Annotated in this window: 17 protein-coding genes; 6 read left to right on the top strand and 11 right to left on the bottom strand. The window is 64.9% G+C overall.

The annotated features are described in order from the left end of the window. Positions 1-5 precede the first annotated feature (5 nt). A complete protein-coding gene (locus ACZ46K_RS12050; RefSeq protein WP_378492459.1) occupies positions 6-1,223 on the top strand; it encodes a cobalamin-independent methionine synthase II family protein in 1,218 nt (405 codons plus the stop codon). A gap of 55 nt (positions 1,224-1,278) precedes the next feature. On the opposite strand, the gene ACZ46K_RS12045 is transcribed toward ACZ46K_RS12050, so the two are convergent. Next, positions 1,279-1,854: a TetR/AcrR family transcriptional regulator gene (locus tag ACZ46K_RS12045; RefSeq protein WP_054805766.1), complete on the bottom strand. Its 576-nt coding sequence runs from the start codon at positions 1,852-1,854 to the stop codon at positions 1,279-1,281. Positions 1,855-1,941: 87 nt separating this feature from the next. Between ACZ46K_RS12045 and ACZ46K_RS12040 the strand changes: the two genes are divergently transcribed. Next, complete coding sequence (locus ACZ46K_RS12040) at positions 1,942-2,394, top strand: anthrone oxygenase family protein (protein ID WP_054805767.1); 453 nt, start codon at positions 1,942-1,944, stop codon at positions 2,392-2,394. A gap of 14 nt (positions 2,395-2,408) precedes the next feature. After that, positions 2,409-3,170 carry an SDR family oxidoreductase gene (locus ACZ46K_RS12035; RefSeq protein ID WP_054809566.1) on the top strand — a complete coding sequence of 254 codons (762 nt, stop codon included), beginning with the start codon at positions 2,409-2,411 and terminating at the stop codon, positions 3,168-3,170. A 78-nt stretch (positions 3,171-3,248) separates the two neighbouring features. Here the strand turns inward: ACZ46K_RS12035 and ACZ46K_RS12030 are convergent, their stop codons facing one another. The 6 genes from ACZ46K_RS12030 to ACZ46K_RS12005 all read right to left on the bottom strand — a co-directional run bounded on the left by ACZ46K_RS12030 (position 3,249) and on the right by ACZ46K_RS12005 (position 9,387). Next, a complete protein-coding gene (locus ACZ46K_RS12030; protein WP_054805768.1) occupies positions 3,249-3,914 on the bottom strand; it encodes a response regulator in 666 nt (221 codons plus the stop codon). Further along, entirely contained in the window at positions 3,911-5,086 is a 1,176-nt protein-coding gene (locus ACZ46K_RS12025) for a sensor histidine kinase (protein ID WP_464748413.1), read from the bottom strand. The genes ACZ46K_RS12030 and ACZ46K_RS12025 overlap by 4 nt, the downstream gene beginning before the upstream one ends. Before the next feature lie 62 nt (positions 5,087-5,148). Further along, on the bottom strand, positions 5,149-5,724 hold the full coding sequence (locus tag ACZ46K_RS12020; RefSeq protein ID WP_378492454.1) for a hypothetical protein: 576 nt from the start codon (positions 5,722-5,724) through the stop codon (positions 5,149-5,151). Positions 5,725-5,844: 120 nt separating this feature from the next. Beyond that, positions 5,845-6,759, bottom strand: coding sequence for an HpcH/HpaI aldolase/citrate lyase family protein (locus ACZ46K_RS12015; RefSeq protein WP_054805727.1), 915 nt, complete (start codon positions 6,757-6,759; stop codon positions 5,845-5,847). Further along, positions 6,756-7,961 carry a CaiB/BaiF CoA transferase family protein gene (locus ACZ46K_RS12010; RefSeq protein WP_464749296.1) on the bottom strand — a complete coding sequence of 402 codons (1,206 nt, stop codon included), beginning with the start codon at positions 7,959-7,961 and terminating at the stop codon, positions 6,756-6,758. Before ACZ46K_RS12010 ends, ACZ46K_RS12015 begins: the two co-directional genes overlap by 4 nt. A 22-nt stretch (positions 7,962-7,983) precedes the next feature. After that, positions 7,984-9,387 (bottom strand): LLM class flavin-dependent oxidoreductase, encoded by a 1,404-nt coding sequence (locus ACZ46K_RS12005; RefSeq protein ID WP_054805726.1) that lies wholly within the window; start codon positions 9,385-9,387, stop codon positions 7,984-7,986. A gap of 108 nt (positions 9,388-9,495) precedes the next feature. On the opposite strand from ACZ46K_RS12005, the gene ACZ46K_RS12000 reads away from it, so the two are divergent. Next, positions 9,496-10,206 (top strand): GntR family transcriptional regulator, encoded by a 711-nt coding sequence (locus tag ACZ46K_RS12000; protein ID WP_054809564.1) that lies wholly within the window; start codon positions 9,496-9,498, stop codon positions 10,204-10,206. A 6-nt stretch (positions 10,207-10,212) separates the two neighbouring features. On the opposite strand, the gene ACZ46K_RS11995 is transcribed toward ACZ46K_RS12000, so the two are convergent. Continuing rightward, complete coding sequence (locus ACZ46K_RS11995) at positions 10,213-10,725, bottom strand: flavin reductase family protein (protein WP_378492451.1); 513 nt, start codon at positions 10,723-10,725, stop codon at positions 10,213-10,215. 60 nt (positions 10,726-10,785) lie between these two features. Between ACZ46K_RS11995 and ACZ46K_RS11990 the strand changes: the two genes are divergently transcribed. Beyond that, positions 10,786-11,745, top strand: coding sequence for an HpcH/HpaI aldolase/citrate lyase family protein (locus ACZ46K_RS11990; protein ID WP_464748411.1), 960 nt, complete (start codon positions 10,786-10,788; stop codon positions 11,743-11,745). Between the two features lie 105 nt (positions 11,746-11,850). Here the strand turns inward: ACZ46K_RS11990 and ACZ46K_RS11985 are convergent, their stop codons facing one another. The 3 genes from ACZ46K_RS11985 to prpD are packed head-to-tail and all read right to left on the bottom strand — an operon-like array spanning position 11,851 to position 15,393. Continuing rightward, positions 11,851-12,975, bottom strand: a complete 1,125-nt coding sequence (locus tag ACZ46K_RS11985) for a bifunctional 2-methylcitrate synthase/citrate synthase (RefSeq protein ID WP_464748409.1) — start codon at positions 12,973-12,975, stop codon at positions 11,851-11,853. Further along, positions 12,975-13,889, bottom strand: a complete 915-nt coding sequence (gene prpB / locus ACZ46K_RS11980; protein ID WP_464748407.1) for a methylisocitrate lyase — start codon at positions 13,887-13,889, stop codon at positions 12,975-12,977. Before prpB ends, ACZ46K_RS11985 begins: the two co-directional genes overlap by 1 nt. 1 nt (position 13,890) lies before the next feature. Continuing rightward, positions 13,891-15,393 (bottom strand): 2-methylcitrate dehydratase PrpD, encoded by a 1,503-nt coding sequence (gene prpD, locus ACZ46K_RS11975; protein ID WP_054809563.1) that lies wholly within the window; start codon positions 15,391-15,393, stop codon positions 13,891-13,893. A gap of 145 nt (positions 15,394-15,538) precedes the next feature. Here prpD and ACZ46K_RS11970 point away from each other — a divergent pair, with 145 nt between their 5' ends. Further along, on the top strand, positions 15,539-16,963 hold the full coding sequence (locus ACZ46K_RS11970) for a short-chain fatty acyl-CoA regulator family protein (RefSeq protein WP_054805725.1): 1,425 nt from the start codon (positions 15,539-15,541) through the stop codon (positions 16,961-16,963).

The following is a 16,963-nucleotide window of genomic DNA, read 5'->3' as shown; positions in this document are numbered from 1 at the left end:
TCACCATGACCACGAAACACATTCGCACCACGCACGCCGGGAGCCTGCCTCGAACCGACGAGCTGGTGGCCGCCAACCGGGCACGCCGGGATGCCGCGGACGGATTCAGGCTCGACACGACGAGAGAGTATTCGGAATTACTCGCCGGACAGGTCGACGCCTTGGTTCGTCGCCAGATCGACCTCGGGATCACCACACCCGGCGACGGCGAATACGGAAAGGCGATGTCTTCGGCCGTCGACTACGGCGCCTGGTGGTCGTACTCGTTCCAGCGTCTGTCCGGGCTGGAACTGGCCGAAGGTGGACCGTTCGGCGGCGAGCCCGTCCGGTCGACACCCGGCAACGTGCGGCTCACGACGTTCCCGGACCGACGTGACTGGGCCACGTTCGCCGAGGCCTACAGCGATCCGAAGAGCGGTGTCTCCGTCGGTGACGAGGCTCCGGTGTTTCCTACCGCGACGGGTCCCGTCACCTACACCGGACATGACGCGATCGCGTCGGACATTGCGAACCTGAAGTCCGCCCTGTCTGCATCCGGGGCAGAGCACGGCTTCATCACCTCGCTCTCACCCGGCAGCGCATCGCGAATCGGAAATCAGTTCTACACATCCGAAGAAGAGTTCATCTGGGCTTGCGCGGACGCGATGCGCGAGGAATACCAGGCGATCATCGATGCCGGGTTGATCCTGCAGATCGACGACCCGTCGATCGCCGAGAACTGGGATCAGATCAGCCCGGAACCCACGGTGGAGGACTATCTCGCATTCACCCGCATCCGCGTGGAGGCGCTCAACCACGCCCTGCGTGGGTTACCGGAGGACCGGATCCGTTTCCACCTGTGCTGGGGCAGCTGGCACGGCCCGCACACCACCGATCTCGAGTTCAAGTACCTCGTCGAGACGATGCTGACGATCGACGCCGGTTCGTATTCGTTCGAGGCCGCGAACGTCCGTCACGAGCACGAATGGCGGGTATGGGAGGACGTGACGCTACCCGATGGCAAGCAGATCGTGCCCGGCGTGATCAGTCACGCCACGAATGTGGTCGAGCACCCCGAACTCGTCGCCGACCGGATCGAGCGGTTCGCGAGCGTCGTCGGCCCCGAGAATGTGATCGCCTCGACCGACTGCGGTCTCGGCGGTCGCATCCACCCACAGATCGCGTGGGCGAAGCTCGAATCACTCACCAAGGGCGCAGAATTGGCTACCCGGCGCCTCTGGTAGTCGACGCCGAACCGGCGTGGTCCGGAAGAAATCCTCCCGGACCACGCCCGGCCCCTCATTCGACGGCAAAGCGATCGACGAGCACCTCGATGCGACGTGCGGTGTCCTGCGGAGGAACCCTGCCCGTTCGGGTGAGCTCGACCAGACCGTGCACTGCAGCCCAGTAGACCTCGGCCAGCAGACCCGGTTCGACGGTTCCCGCGACCAGTGTCAACGTGTCGTGTAGGACTTGGAAGGACTCACGCATCGGGGCCGGGGTCGCAGGGTCCGCGAAAGGCAGTCCGTTGTCGAGGTTGAACATCGAGTCGTACACGGCAGGATGTCGCTCTCCGAACGCGATGTAGGCACTCGTGAGGGCAGCGACAGCGGCGCGTGGCGAGTGGGTTCCGGAGACCGCTCGGGACAACTCCAGGGTCATCTCGGAAAAACCGTCCAGTGCGACAGCCGCGATGATCTCGTCCTTACCCCGAAAATGGCTGTAGAGCACGGGTTGGCTGTATTCGATCCGTTCGGCCAATCGCCGAGTGGTGACGGCGTCCCACCCTTCTGCCTCTGCCATCTCACGCGCTGCCGCGATGATCGACCTGTGGCGGGAAGCCCGCTCACGCGCTTTGCGCTCCTGCACTGACATACCATGATTCTAGCAGTGCTAGATCTTGAGTCGTCGAAATGTTATCGTCGATCTAATTTCTAGCATTGCTATATCCAGGAGGTTTCCATGCTGAATGCAGTTGCAGTCACCACGGTCGTGGTCTTCGGCGTGTTGGTGGGAGTGGAATTCGCCATCGCAGTGTTCGTCAATCCGATCATGTATCGAATACCTGACGATGCCGGTGTGGCTGCTCGCAGCGACGGCGCGCGGGTGCTCGGACGCGTGATGCCGTTCTGGTACATCGGCACGCTCGCCATTGCGATTCTGTGGACGATTCTGGGGTGGGGCGACACCACTGCATGGATGACGTTGGGTGCGTCGGCGTTGTTGCTGGTCAGCGTCGTGATGTCGGTCCTGCTTCTCGTACCGATCAACAATCGCTCGATCCGATGGGCAGAAGAGGGAGCGCCGCCGGACTGGAAGGAGCAAGCTGACACCTGGGACCGCTACCACTATGTGCGGGTTGGCGTCATCGCGCTCGGCTTCGCACTGTCGGCGGTGGGATTACTCCTGATCTGACGCGAAGGACGGCCATGAACAATTCGTCACCGATAGTCGTTACGGGCGGCACCGGCACCGTCGGCCATCATGTCGTCGACCGCTTGCGCGATGCCGAGCGCCGGGTGCGTGTGGTCAGCCGTCACGACCGATCCGGCGACACGAGAACCGGACTCGAGTGGGCAGTCGCCGATCTGGGCCGCGACGAAGGCATCGAGCGTGCGTTGGCGGGCGCCGACACCGTGGTGCACTGCGCGACCGGCTACTCCCGACGTGCGGATGTCCGCGCCGCTCGGCACCTCTTCTCGGCTGCACGAGTCGCCGGAATCGAGCACGTCGTGCTCATCTCGATCGTCGGTGTGGACCGGATTCCCTTCGGGTACTACACGGGCAAAGTGGAGGTCGAACAACAGCTGGAACGATCCGGGCTCGGCTACAGCATCCTGCGCTCGACACAGTTCCACGAACTGGTGGCCGGACTGTTCGCTCGCCAGAAGCGCCTACCCGTTCTTCTCACACCGGATATCCGGATCCAGCCGATCGCCGCAGCCGAAGTTGCCGACGAACTTGCCCGACTGGCAGCGGCCCCACCCGCGGGTCGGGTACCGGAGGTAGGGGGGCCCGAAATCATCGACGCACGAGATCTTGCCCGGACCTACGCTGCGTCGATCGGGGCAAGAAAGGGGATTTGGCCGATCCGTCTCCCCGGGCGCGCGTTTGCGGCGTTTCGCGCCGGAAACAACCTGACCCCGGAGCGGGCGGTCGGAGTGCAGACCTTCAGCGAGTATCTGGCATAGCAAGGCCGAGGGCCTCGACCGCGCAGAGCTGCACCCCTTCGGCGCATCAGCCCTCGAACTCACGTTCCGCGTATGCGATCAGGCCGAGCGTGTTCCCGGGCGGATGAGACCCGTTTCGTAGGCGGCGATGACCGCCTGAACCCGGTCACGCAGGGACAGCTTCGCAAGGATACTGCTGACATGGGATTTCACGGTGTGCTCGCTGACTACGAGGGACGCCGCGATCTCCGCGTTGGACAACCCGGCGCCCAGCAACCGCATCGTCTCGATCTCACGGGTGGTCAGCAGACCGAGCCGCGAGCTCTGTGGCGGGAGCGTCGCTGCACCCGAAGTGAAGGCGGCGATCAGCGTGCGGGTGACGGACGGCGCCAGGAGCGACTCTCCTGCTGCGACAACCCGTACGGCATGTACGAGGTCGTCGCGTCTGACGTCCTTGAGGAGGAAACCACTGGCACCGGCACGCAGGGCATCGAAGACGTAATCGTCCTGATCGAACGTCGTGAGCATGACCACTCGCGACGAAGTCTCGGTGCAGACGATGCGCGCAGCCTCCAGCCCGTCCATCCCGGGCATCCGGATGTCGAGGAGCACCACATCCGGTCGATGCGCTCTCGCCGCCCCGACCGCCTCGAACCCGTCGCCCGCTTCCGCAACGACCATCATGTCGGTCTGCGCGCCGAGAATCATCGCGAACCCTGCCCGTACCAGCTCCTGATCGTCGGCCACCACCACGCGAATCGTCATGCGGCTCCGGAGCCTTCCCGTGATTCCGTCACCGGATCGGCCGCGAGCGGGAGTCGAGCGGTGACCTCGAAGCCCGGTCGGCCGTCGGGTCGGGCACCCGCGACGGCAGTACCACCGCATGCGGCGGCGCGCTCGCGGATACCGATCAGGCCGTGACCTCCAGCGGGTCGTGCGGTGTCCGCACCGCGTCCATCGTCGGTGATCGTGATCTCCAGTGCGTCGTCGTGCCAGCGGATGTGGACCTCCGCGTGTTCTGCTTCGGCGTGCTTGACGATGTTCGTCAACGACTCCTGGACGATCCGATACACCGCGACACCGCAATCGGCGGGGACTGCGCGTGGTTCACCTTCGACACGATAGACCGCGGCCGGGCCGGTTCCGCCGACCTGCCGGACGAGAACGGGCAGGTCTTCGATGGTCGGTTGCGGTGCGCGGGAGACGTCTTCCTCTTTCAGGATCGCAAGTAGCCGGCGGAGTTGGGAGAGGGCGTCACGGCCGGCCTCCGCGATGGCATCGAACGCGTCGGCCGCACGCCGGGGTGAATGCTCCACGACGACAGGGCCTGCCTCCGCCTGCACCACCATCAGGGTGATGGAGTGAGCAAGAATGTCGTGCATGTCGCGCGCGATGCGAGCTCGCTCGCGTTCGGCGGCCCGCTCCTCGTCGCGGCGACGTTCCCGTTCCAGCCGGAGCGTCTGTTCGGCGAGCGCCTCGGTTCTGGCACGGGCACTCGCGGCGGCCCGTCCCAGTGCATAGGCCGCGACGTACATCAGGATGCCCCGCATCGCCGTGTTGAGGGATCCCACGGTGGCGAGTCCCACCCCGCAGATGAGGGTGAACACCACCACTCTCACCCACGGCCCGCTCCAGTTCGCCAGCCCGTAGACCCCCACCAGAACCCCGTACCACAGTGGTTGCGGGGCAACCGGTTCGACGAGGTCGTACGACGCCGACACTGTGATGGACACGAGCAGAACGGCGACCGGGTACCGGCGCACCGCCATCACCGGGAGCGATGCTCCGACGGCCGCGACATACCCCCACCAATGCCACGCACGTCCATCGATGCTCTGCTGGAACAACAGAGGTGCTGCCTGCACGACTGCGAGCACGACGGCCAGCGCAACGAGCGCTCCGGGTGCACCTGCCCATCGTCGTACTCTGGCGATCATCGGCACGTCCGGCACAACGCGCAATCCTGCCACAGATCCCCGCTGTTCCCTGTCGGTAGGGATCAGGATGCGAGGGTCATCGGCCGGGCGGAGCGTCGTGTCAGAGGAAAGAGACCGGCTGTCATGAGCAGGCCCGCGACCGGAAGCAGGTCAAGGCTGATGGCGGCGACGACGACACCGAGCGTGACGAACGCCGCGGACCACGCCCTGAGCTCACCGACCACGACGAGATGACAGGCCGCCACGATCAATCCCAGATAGAACAGGACCGGGCCGATCGCGTACACGGCGAGCTCCACACCGGGCAACGACTGCACCGACTCGAACATCGGGCTCATCGCGGCGTGGTCCGTGGCGAGCATCCCCACAACGAGATCGATCCCGAACTGCACGACCGCGCACCCTATCCCCACCAGAGCTACGACGGCCGTCCCTGTCGCGAACTGACCGCGTCCGGCCCGCCGCCGCATTTCCCAGACCACTACCGCGAATAGACCGAGCGCGCCGAGGAACGCCAGATGCCCCACAGTCCAGGCAATTCCGGGCCCACGCTCACCATCGATCGAGTCCAGCAGCCGTACCACTCCGTATACAACGGTGAGCAATGGCGCCACTATGAAGGCGATGTTCTTTTCCATGCCCCGAATCCTCGCGCCCCGGTGCCGCCCCCGCATCGCCGACGCGACCCATCTCTCCAGTCCCCCGCACGACGGATACTCGGCAGCTTCCAGTCGTACTCCTCGGCGTCGGCAAGCAGGTCAGCGTCGCGTCTGCTCCGCCTGTTCCAGAACGGCGAGCGCCAGCTTGACGTGGGCCGCATCGACGAGTTGACCGTCGACGCTGGTCGCGCCGAGGCCTCGAGCTTCCGCCTCGCGATACGCCTCGAGATTCCGCTTCGCCTGGCGGATCTCGTCCTCGGTGGGCGAGTACACGTCATTGGCGATGTCGATCTGCGACGGGTGGATCGCCCACTTGCCGTTGAATCCCAACGCCGATGCACGACGGGCTTCACGTTCGTAGCCCGTGGCATCCTTGAAGTCGGGATACGGCGCGTCGATCGCGAGCAGACGCCCGATGCGGGCCGCAGTGAGCACCTTCATCCGCGCGTAGTGCCAGAAGTCACCGGGGTAGTCGTCGCGGGGCCGGAAGTTCGTGTCGACACGGGCGCCCTGCGACACCGACAGGTCGCCGGCACCGAAGATGAGTGCGTCGAGGCGACCACTGGACGTGGCGATCTCCTCTGCGTTCGCCACCCCGGCCACATCCTCGATGAGTACCTCGAGCCGGATGCGTTTGGTCATTCCGAGTGTGTCCTCGACCTGCGTGAGCAGGGTGTCGACCCACCAGACATCCCGTGCGGCGGTCACCTTGGGCACGATGATGACATCGAGGTTCTCGCGGGCGCCGGTGAGCACCTCGACGACGTCCCCGTACGCCCAGCGAGTGTCGATGCCGTTCATACGGATCGCCCGGGCCGTGTGTCCCCAGTCGTACTCGTTGAGAGCGCGAACGGCCTTGCCGCGGGCTTCTTCCCGCTCAGCGGGGGCACAGGCGTCCTCGAGGTCGAGGAACACGAGGTCGGCGTCGGAGGCGGCAGCTTTCGCGAACATCCGCTCGTTGGACGCGGGTGTCGCGAGTTCCGACCGCCGGAGCGGTCGTGGCGTCGAGGTCATGAGGCGTTCCTTCCCAACGTGATGATGTCGCGGTCGCACAGATCGGCGATCTGCGCGTCGGTGAGGTCGAGCACCTCGGTGAGGACTTCCGCGGTGTGCGCCCCCAGTGCGGGCCCCAGGTTGTCGACGATTCCGGCATTTCCCGAGAATCGCGGTACCGGAGCCTGAACGAGCATGCTCTCGAGATCCGGATCGTCGACCCGGACGAACACCTCGCGAGCGATCATCTGCTCGTCCTCGACGAGTTGGGAGACATCGTAGACGGGCGCCGCAGCAATCTCCCCCGCTTCGAACACGGCCATTGCGTCGTCGAGAGTGTGCTGTGCTACCCACTCTGCGACGAGCTTGTCCACGTCGTCCAACCGCTCGAGGCGCCGTTGCGCATCCGAGAAGTCCGGATCGTCGACGAGGTCATGGCGTCCGATCGCCTTGAACACCCGCACCGCGATGCTCGGTGAGCTGGCCGACATCGCGAGCCATTTGTCGTCCTTCGTCCGGTAGGTGTTGCGGGGCGCCGAGATACCCCAACGGTTTCCGGTCCGTTGTGCGATCTCACCGGTCTGGTCGTAGGCGAGCAGCGACTGTTCGAGCAGCCTCGCCAGCGGATCGACCAGGTTGACGTCGATCAGCTGACCGTCCGCACCGTGCACGTCCCGGTGATAGAGCGCCATCATGATCGAATACGCGGCGTTGAGCGATGCCACTCCGTCGGCGAGCATGAAGGAGGGCAGCGTCGGAGGTCCGTCCGATTCGCCTGTGGTGTGCGCGAATCCGCTCATCGCCTCACCGAGAGTGCCGAATCCCGGGCGCGACGACTTGGGGCCGGTGAGACCGAATCCCGTGACATGCAGCATCACGATCTTGGGGTTGATCCTGCGGAGTGCGTCGTAGTCTAGGCCCCACCGGGTGAGAGTATGCGGCCGAGTGTTCGCGACGACGACGTCGCATTCCGCCGCGAGACGTCGCACCAGGTCCTGGCCGTCTGCGGTGCGGAGATCGATTGTGACGGAGCGCTTGTTGCGCCCGATGCTCTTCCAGACGAGCCCGATACCGTCCTTCTGGACTCCCCATCCCCGGATCGGGTCGCCGCCCTGCGGCTGCTCGACCTTGATCACGTCGGCGCCGAACTCGCCGAGATAGGTGGCCGCGAGCGGTCCGGCCGCCAAGGTTGCGAGATCCAGTACCCGGATGCCGTGCAGCATGGCGCTGCGCGACGGTTCGGGATCAGACATGCTCGACCACCCGGTCGGCGACGAGTTCGGTCTGCGCACCTGCAGTCATGAGGTTCTCGGGGCGCTCGAGGCCGAGGTTCTCCCGCAGTGTGGAACCGGTGTACTCCTCACGAACGAGCCCGCGAGCACGGAGTTCCGGCACGACGAGCCGCACGAAGTCTTCGAATGCTCCGGGGAAATGAGTTGCGGCGATGACGAATCCGTCGCACGAACGCGACTGGAACCACTCCTCCATCTGCGCCGCGATCTGGGCGCCGGTGCCCACGAAACGAGGACCTTGCAGCAGGGTGGCACGGTGGTTGGCGAGGACGCGCAGGGTCAGTTCCTGGTCGCCGATGTGGCGCTTGACGCCCTGCACGAGGCCCCGGATGCCCGAGACACTCTCGATCAGCTCGTCGGTGACGACGTCGTCGAGGCTGTGACCCGCGAAATCGTGGTTGGTGACCTCCGACAACAGGGTCAGTGACGCTTGGGGGTGGACGAGCTCGTGCAGGAAGATGCTTTCCTTCTGCTGCGCGATCTCCTCGGTCTCTCCCGGGATGACGTAGACCATCGGAAGAACCCGCACGGAGTCGGTCGCCCGGCCGTACTCGGCGACCAGTGCTTTCTGATCCGCGTAATGCTCGGCTGCGACAGCCTGACTCGGGTCGCCCGTGAAGATCAGATCGGCCCACTTGGCAGCGAACTGCCGGCCACGACCGGATTGGCCCGCCTGGATCAGCACGGGCCGACCCTGCGGCGTTCGCGGCACGGTGAGCGGGCCCTGGACATCGAAGAATTCGCCGTGGTGATCGACTTCGTGAACCTTCTCCGCGTCGGCGAAGATCCCCGATTCCCTGTCGCCGATGATCGCGTCGTCTTCCCATGAATCCCACAGTTTTGCGACAACTTCCACGAACTCCTCGGCGCGGTCGTAGCGCTTGTCGTGGTCGAAGTGCTTGTCCACACCGAAGTTGCGCGCCTCGGCGTCGTTCACCGAGGTGACGATGTTCCAGGCGGCGCGTCCGCCACTGAGATGATCGAGTGTCGCAAAGGTACGTGCGACGTGGAACGGCTGGTAGTAGGTCGTGGAGTAGGTTGCTCCGAGCCCCAGATGCGTGGTCGCGGCCGCGGCAGCGCCGAGAATCGCGGTGAGGTCGAGCTTGATCGGCCGGGCGCCGTAGCGGACGGCGTCGGCGACGGAGTTGCCGTAGATGCCGGGCATCGCGAGCCGGTCGTCGAAGAACATCAGGTCGAAGTTGCCTTCTTCGAGGACCCGTGCGATCCGCTGGTAGTAGGCCAGGCTCAAGTAGTCCTGCGCCGCGTTCGGGTATCGCCATGACCCCGAGTACACGGACACGTTCGACGCCTGCATGAACGCCACGAGCGTCATCTGGTCGGTTCTGCGCTCTGTCATGGAAAGACTCCCTCAGCGAAAGAAACACATCTGATGTCAACTGATATATTTAATGCTCGGTGATAGATTGTCAACACCGAAGAATGCGTGTCAGGAAAAGAGGTCGCGATGACGGAGACCGACCGGGGTCCGTGGATCGTCGGCGAGACATCGGACGAGACATCGCCGAAGCAGACGGGCCGTGAACGCGTGCGCGCTGCGCTACGTCATCGGATCCTGTCCGGCGATCTCTCCCCCAACGACCGCATAGACCTGGACGCCGTCGCGGAGGAGTTCGGGACGAGCCGCACTCCGGTACGGGAGGCCTGCTTGGCCCTTGCACAGGAAGGCCTGGTCCGCGTCGCACAGCGCAGCGGCATCACCGTCATCGGGGTCTCCCCCGAGACGATCGTCGAGAACTTCGCGCTGATGGCGGCCCTGTCCGGAGTCGCATCGCAGTGGGCCGCGGGTCGGATCACCCACCAACAGCTTCTTCGCGTACGTGAGCTGCATCGCGAGATCCGCGTGGCCGCAGCCTCCGGCGACGACATCGCCACGCTCAACTGGCTGTTCCACCGCGAGATCAACAAATCGTGCGGGTCGACGCGCCTGCAGGGAATGCTCGGCGACGCCGGACGCATGATCCCGCAGCGATACTTCGAACTCTTCCCCGAGCGTGTTCCCTGCAGCCTGGACGAACACGATGCCCTCATCGGGGCACTCGCGCGTGGCGACGGAGCCGAGGCACGGCGCATCACCGAGCAGCACTTCGCCGGAGCATCACAGATGCTGAGCACCTACATCGCCCAGGCCACCCGCAACGGCACGCCCCTGAAGTAGCGTCGCCTACTCGATCCGCGAATGGTCGCCCAGACTGTGCCACCCGCGGTCGTGATAGACCAGTGGAGCGGTCGACCCGGAATCGGTCCCGAATCCTTCGATATCCAGCGCCTCGACAACCATCACCGACGAGGTGCCGACCCTCAGCCGTTCCACCACCCGGGCACGGATCCGGGTATGAGCATCGCGAAAGCACACCTCCCCGGTAGGCATCCTCTCCCAGAGGGAGGCGTCGGCGAACCTGTCGATCCCGCTGGTGGCGCCGAGTTTCGCCAGGTGCAGCTGTTCCGCCGCGAGTAGGTGCACTACGACGGTGTCGGCCGCGGCAACCGTCGGCGAGCTCGACGAGGCGTCGGAGACGGAGAACATCAGCATCGGCGGATCGGCGCTCACCGATGCCACCGACGTGGCCGTGAGCGCCACCGGCCCGGCTCCCGCGTCTGCGGTGACGAGCGCGACACCTGCCGGGTGCGCACGGAAAGCAGCAGTGAAACGGCTCGGGGTTGAAGTCGTGGACACAAACGTATATTAATCACAATCAGATACATCAGTACAGTCTCGATATACGAAAGGTGTCCTATGAGCACCCGCACCATCCGCCCGAGGCGCAGCACCCTCGCGGTTCCCGGATCGAACCCCAAGATGATCGACAAGGCCCGCGGGTTGTCCGTGGATGCGCTGTTCCTCGACCTCGAGGATGCCTGCGCACCGAACGCCAAGGCCGCCGGCCGCGAGATCATCGTCGAATCCCTCAATGCAGGCGGGTTCGGCGACAAGATCCGGACGGTGCGCGTCAACGACTGGACCACACCCTGGACCTACCGCGACGTCGTCGACGTCGTCGAAGGCGCGGGCACGAACCTGGACTGCATCATGCTCCCCAAGGTGCAGGACGCCACACAGGTGCGTGCGCTCGACCTGCTCCTGACCCAGATCGAGAAGTCGGTCGGGCTCGAGGTCGGCCGGATCGGAATCGAAGTCCAGATCGAAACTGCTTCGGGGCTCATCGCTTTGGATGCCATCGCACAGGCGAGCCCGCGAATCGAAACGCTCGTCTTCGGACCCGCCGATTTCATGGCGTCGATCCACATGAAGTCACTCGTCGTCGGCGAGCAACCACCCGGATACGACGTGGGCGATGCCTACCACCACATTCTCATGTCGATCCTCATGGCGGCCCGCGCCCACGGTAAGCAGGCCATAGACGGCCCGTACCTCGCGATCAAGGACCTCGATGGTCTCGGACGTGTGGCAGGCCGAGCCGCCGCACTCGGCTTCGACGGCAAATGGGTGCTGCACCCCTCCCAGGTCGACGTGATCAACGAGATCTTCAACCCCGGCCAGGACGATTACGACCATGCCGAGAACATCCTCGACGCGTACGAATGGTGCACCTCCGAAGCGGGTGGGTCCCGCGGCGCGGCAATGCTCGGCGACGAGATGATCGACGAAGCCTCTCGCAAGATGGCACTGGTGATCTCCGGCAAGGGACGCGCGGCGGGCATGACGCGAACGTCGGTGTGGCAACCGCCGGAATGACGCGAAGTAACCCGCACCAGGTCGTCGGTGCGGGTTACCTCGGAAGCGCGCCCCCGGGACAGGAGACGGTGACGGAAACAGCCCGGGGGCGCCGCTGTGCGAGTGTCAGGCCACAACGGACCGCTGCGGAACACCCGTGTATTCGCTGAGCGGACGAATCAGCGCGTTGGATTCACTCTGCTCGATGATGTGCGCCGTCCAGCCGGTGATGCGGCTCATGACGAAGATCGGTGTGAACACCTCGATGTCGAAGCCCATCAGGTAATACGCAGGTCCAGTGGGAAAGTCGAGGTTCGGCTCGATCCCGGTGGCGTCACCCATCGTCTTCTCGAGGACGTCGTACATGCGCACCCACTTCTCACCGTCGGTGTGAGCGGCGACATCCCGGAACGCCTCCTTCATGGTGGGGACGCGCGAATCACCGTGTTTGTACACGCGGTGGCCGAAGCCCATCACCTTCTCCTTGCGGGCGAGCTTGCCGCGCATCCACTCCTCGGCGCGTTCCGGTTCGCCGATCTCGAGCATGTCGTGCATGACGGCCTCGTTGGCACCGCCGTGTAGCGGACCTTTGAGCGCTCCGATCGCCGCTGTGACGGCGCTGTAGATGTCGGACATCGTCGACGTCACGACGCGCGCCGCGAAGGTCGAGGCATTGAAGCTGTGCTCCGCGTACAGGATCAGCGAGACCTCGAACGCCTTGACGATCTCCGCATCGGGAACCTTCCCGAAACACATGTTCAGGAAGTTCTCGGCGAACCCGAGCGAGTGGTGCGGCGCAATCGGGTCGAGACCGCGCCGTCGACGATGATCGGCAGCGACGATGGTCGGCAGCACCGCCATCATCCGCAGCGACTTGACGCGATTCGCGGCGGGCGATGCGTCGGCTTCGGCGGGATCCTCGGCGCCGAGATAGCTGATCGCCGTGCGCACCACATCCATCGGGTGACAGCTCTCGGGCAACTTCGCGACGAGCCCGAGGAGCGAGCGATCGGCCCGCCGCTCGGCGCGTTCGCGCTGCATGAACAACGTCAGTTCGGCGTCGGTCGGCAACTCACCGTTCCACAGCAGGTAGGCGACCTGTTCGAAACTGCAGTGGGCGGCCAGATCCTGCACGGCGTAGCCGCGGTATGTCAGGGAGTTCGTCTCGGGCACCACCTTGGAGATCGCGGTGGTGTCGACGACGACGCCGGCCAATCCCTTGAAGATCGTCGGAACAGCGGTGTCTGTCATCACTGCCTCCTGTCGAGGGTGAAATTGAATATCCCGGAATCGAATTCGTTGTAACGCTCGTACTCGAGCACCTCGTACAACCGCGAGCGTGTCTGCATCTCGTCGAGCAGGGTCTCCTGCGTTCCCTCCTCATGGATGACCCGCAGTCCCTTCTCGACGGCACCCATGGCCAACCGCAGCGTGGTCACCGGGTAGATCACCGCGTTGTAGCCGATCTTCTCCAGAACCTGTGCGGGGATCAGCTGCGACTTGCCGAACTCGGTCATGTTCGCGAGCAACGGCACATCCACTGCGGCGCGGAACTTCTCGAAGTCCGCCGTGGTGTGGAGCGCCTCGGTGAAGATCAGGTCGGCGCCGGCGTCGGCGTAAGCCTTCGCACGTTCGATGGCGGAGGGGATCCCTTCGATACCCGCCGCGTCGGTACGGGCGCAGATCACGAAGTTCGGGTCGCGGCGAGCCGAGACCGCGGCGCGCAGACGACGCACCATCTCGTCCGTGCCGACGATGGCCTTACCGTCGAGGTGACCGCAGCGCTTCGGGTTGATCTGGTCCTCCAGGTGCAACCCGGCGATCCCGGCGTCCTCGAGGACTGTAACGGTGCGCGCCGCGGACATCGGCTCCCCGAACCCGGTGTCTGCGTCGACGAGCACCGGCAGGTCGGTGACCCGAGCGATCTGGGCGCTGTGCGCGGTGACCTCGGTGAGCGTGGTCAAACCGATGTCGGGTAGGGCGAGCGCCGCCGAGAACGCCCCACCGGAGACATAGACGCCCTCGAAGCCGATCTCCTGGACGAGCTTTGCCGTCAGTGGATTGATTGCTCCGGGAAAACGCTGGATCTTCCCGGAGATCAGTCCGGCACGGAACGCGATGCGCTTGTCCGCAGCCGACGTGGTGGCGGCGATGAGACCGGTCATGTCAGAACAGTCCCTTCTGCAGCTTCGGAGCGCGGGCGAGAACGTCATCGGACACGGTGAAGGTGAGCTGATGCAGATCGCCTGCCTTCAGTTCGGGGGCGCTCTGCGCCGCGTCGAGGAAGCGGTCCTGTTCGCCGGGAGCAACAATGCCCTCGGCGAGGATCCGGAACTTCTCGATGTACTGGTCACGAGCGAACGGGCGCGCGCCGAGCGGATGTGCATCGGCGATGGCGAGTTCGTCGACGATGACCTCGCCGTTCTTCAGCGTGACCTCGGCGCGGGCGCCGAATGCCTTCTCCGCGGGGTCGGTGGAGTGGTAGCGGCGCGTCCATTCCGGGTCCTCCGCGGTGGAGATCTTGTTCCACAGTTCGATCGTGTCGGGGCGCTGCGCGCGCTCGGGCGCGTACGACCGCTCGTGGTGCCAAGTACCGTCCTGCAGCGCCACCGCGAAGATGTACATGACCGAGTGGTCCAGGGTCTCGCGGGACGCGTACGGATCGAACTTCTGAGGATCGTTCGAACCGGTGCCGATCACGACATGGGTGTGATGGCTGGTGTGCAGCACGATCGACTCGATCTGATCCAGGTCGCCGATGCGCTCCCGCATGCGGCGGGCGAGGTCGATCGGGGCCTGGCTCTGGTACTCGGCCGAGTGCTCCTTGGTGTAGGTGTCGAGAATCGCGCGTTTGGCCTCGCCCGGGCCGGGAAGCGGCACGTGGTACTCGACGTTCGGTCCGCCGAGCAGCCACGCGATGACACCGTCCTCGCCCTCCCAGATCGGAGAGGGGGCACCCTCGCCGCGCAGGGCACGGTCGACAGCTTCGACGGCCATCTTTCCTGCGAAAGCGGGAGCGTAGGCCTTCCAGCTGGAGATCTCGCCCTTGCGGGACTGGCGTGTGGCCGTCGTCGTATGCAGGGCCTGTCCGATGGCCTGGTACACGGTCTCGGTGTCGAGCCCGAGTAGCGTCCCGATGCCGGCCGCGGCAGACGGGCCGAGATGTGCCACGTGGTCGATCTTGTGTTCGTGCAGACAGATCGAGCGGACCAGGTCGACCTGGATCTCGTATCCGGTGGCCAGACCTCGGATCAGATCGGCACCGCTGCGTCCGGTGTGCTGAGCCACAGCGAGGATCGGTGGAATGTTGTCGCCGGGGTGCGAGTATTCCGCGGCGAGGAACGTGTCGTGGAAGTCGAGTTCGCGCACGGCCACACCATTGGCCCATGCTGCCCACTCCGGCGAGAAGGTGCCGTCGACGCCGAACACCGCCGAGCCCGGGGTGTAGGGGTGGGACTGCGCCTGGACGCGCGCGTTCGACACGGGACGACGGGTCAGCGATGCGGCGGCGACCGAGGCGTTGTCGATGATGCGATTGACGATCATGTCCGCCGTGTCGTCCGGAACCTCCACCGAGTCGGTGGCCACCTCGGCGATCCGCCACGCGAGGTGCTCTTCCTTCGGAAATTCTTCCGCGGACCGACGAGTGCGTACGAGATGTGATTTCACTGGAATCCTCCGAACGTTGGTGCTTCGATTTGCACGCTACGCAGACTTCACAAAGTTGGAAATGCCTTGCATATGCCTATTTTTGCGAAATGCATCGAGCAAATTTGTGAATGTTGCGTATGTCGAAGATGTTAGATTCACAGCCATGCAGAAGATGTATGCCGGTGCTCGTCTGCGCCGCTTACGGGACGAGCGTGGGATGACCCAGACCGCACTGGCGACCACGCTCGGGTTGTCCACCAGTTACGTCAACCAACTCGAGAACGACCATCGCCCCCTCACCGTGCCGGTACTGCTGCGCTTGAACTCGATGTTCGACCTCGACATGGCGTTCTTCGCTGCCGACACCGATGCTCGCCTCCTCGCGGACCTCCAGGAGGTACTCGCGGAGAACCCCGATACCACCGATGTCACGGCCGCCGAGATCGACGAACTGTTGTCACGCACTCCGTTCGCGGCACGCGCGCTGGTGTCGATGCACCGGCGGCTGCGCGGCGCCACCGAACAGCTCGAGCAGCTCGCCCCGGACGATCCGGGTGTCGTCGCCGACCAGTCCGCGACGACACCCTACGAGGAGGTCCGCGATTTCTTCTACGACCGCCGCAACCACATCGCCGAACTCGACGATGCCGCAGAGGAATTGTTCACCGGTCGGGGACTGACCGTCGGTGGACTGGATCTGCAGCTGAGCAGTCTGATGCAGGACGAACACGGCATCACCGTGATCATCCGTACCGACGAACCCGACCGCATCGGACCGAAACGCGCCTACGACCCGGTTGCGAAGATCCTGACCCTCGCGCGACGCCTGACCCCGGGCCAACGTGCATTCCAGCTGGCGACGCAACTCGCCTTCATCGCGCACGCCGGCACCATCAACGCCATCGTCGCGGACGCCGAGACGTTGCCCGAACGGTCACGTGCCCTCGCTCGCGTCGGCCTGGCCAACTACTTCGCCGGAGCGCTGATCCTGCCGTACACCCAGTTCCTTCGCTCGGCCGAGGCTCTGCGCTACGACATCGATCTTCTCGGCGCGAAGTTCGAGGTGGGCTTCGAGACCGTGTGCCACCGACTGTCGACACTGCAACGACCCGGGCAGCGCGGGGTGCCGTTCTTCTTCGTCCGCACCGACCGCGCCGGAAACATCTCGAAGCGTCAGTCCGCCACCGCTTTCCACTTCTCCCGCGTGGGCGGCAGCTGTCCGCTGTGGGTTGTACACGATGCGTTCACATCACCCGGTCGCATCCTGACGCAGGTGTCGCAGATGCCGGACGGCCGCACCTACCTCTGGATCGCCCGCACCACCCATGAAGGTATGCCCGGGTATCTCGCCGCCAAAAGGGATTTCGCGATCGGCCTCGGCTGCGATCTCGGTTACGCCGACAAACTCGTCTACTCGAGAGGGTTGCGCCTCGACGATCCCGACACGACCACACCCATCGGCGCGGGTTGCAAGGTGTGCGACCGCCCGTCCTGCACCCAGCGGGCGTTCCCACATCTGGGCCGCAGCATCCGGATCGACGAGAACAACGCGGGACTCGTTCCGTACTCCGCCTCGGAGAGCCGGTGA

The organism is Rhodococcus sp. JCM 9793, from assembly GCF_055380405.1.
The sequence above is the reverse complement of the archived record's forward strand: the minus strand, read 5'-3'. Positions and strand labels throughout refer to the sequence as shown.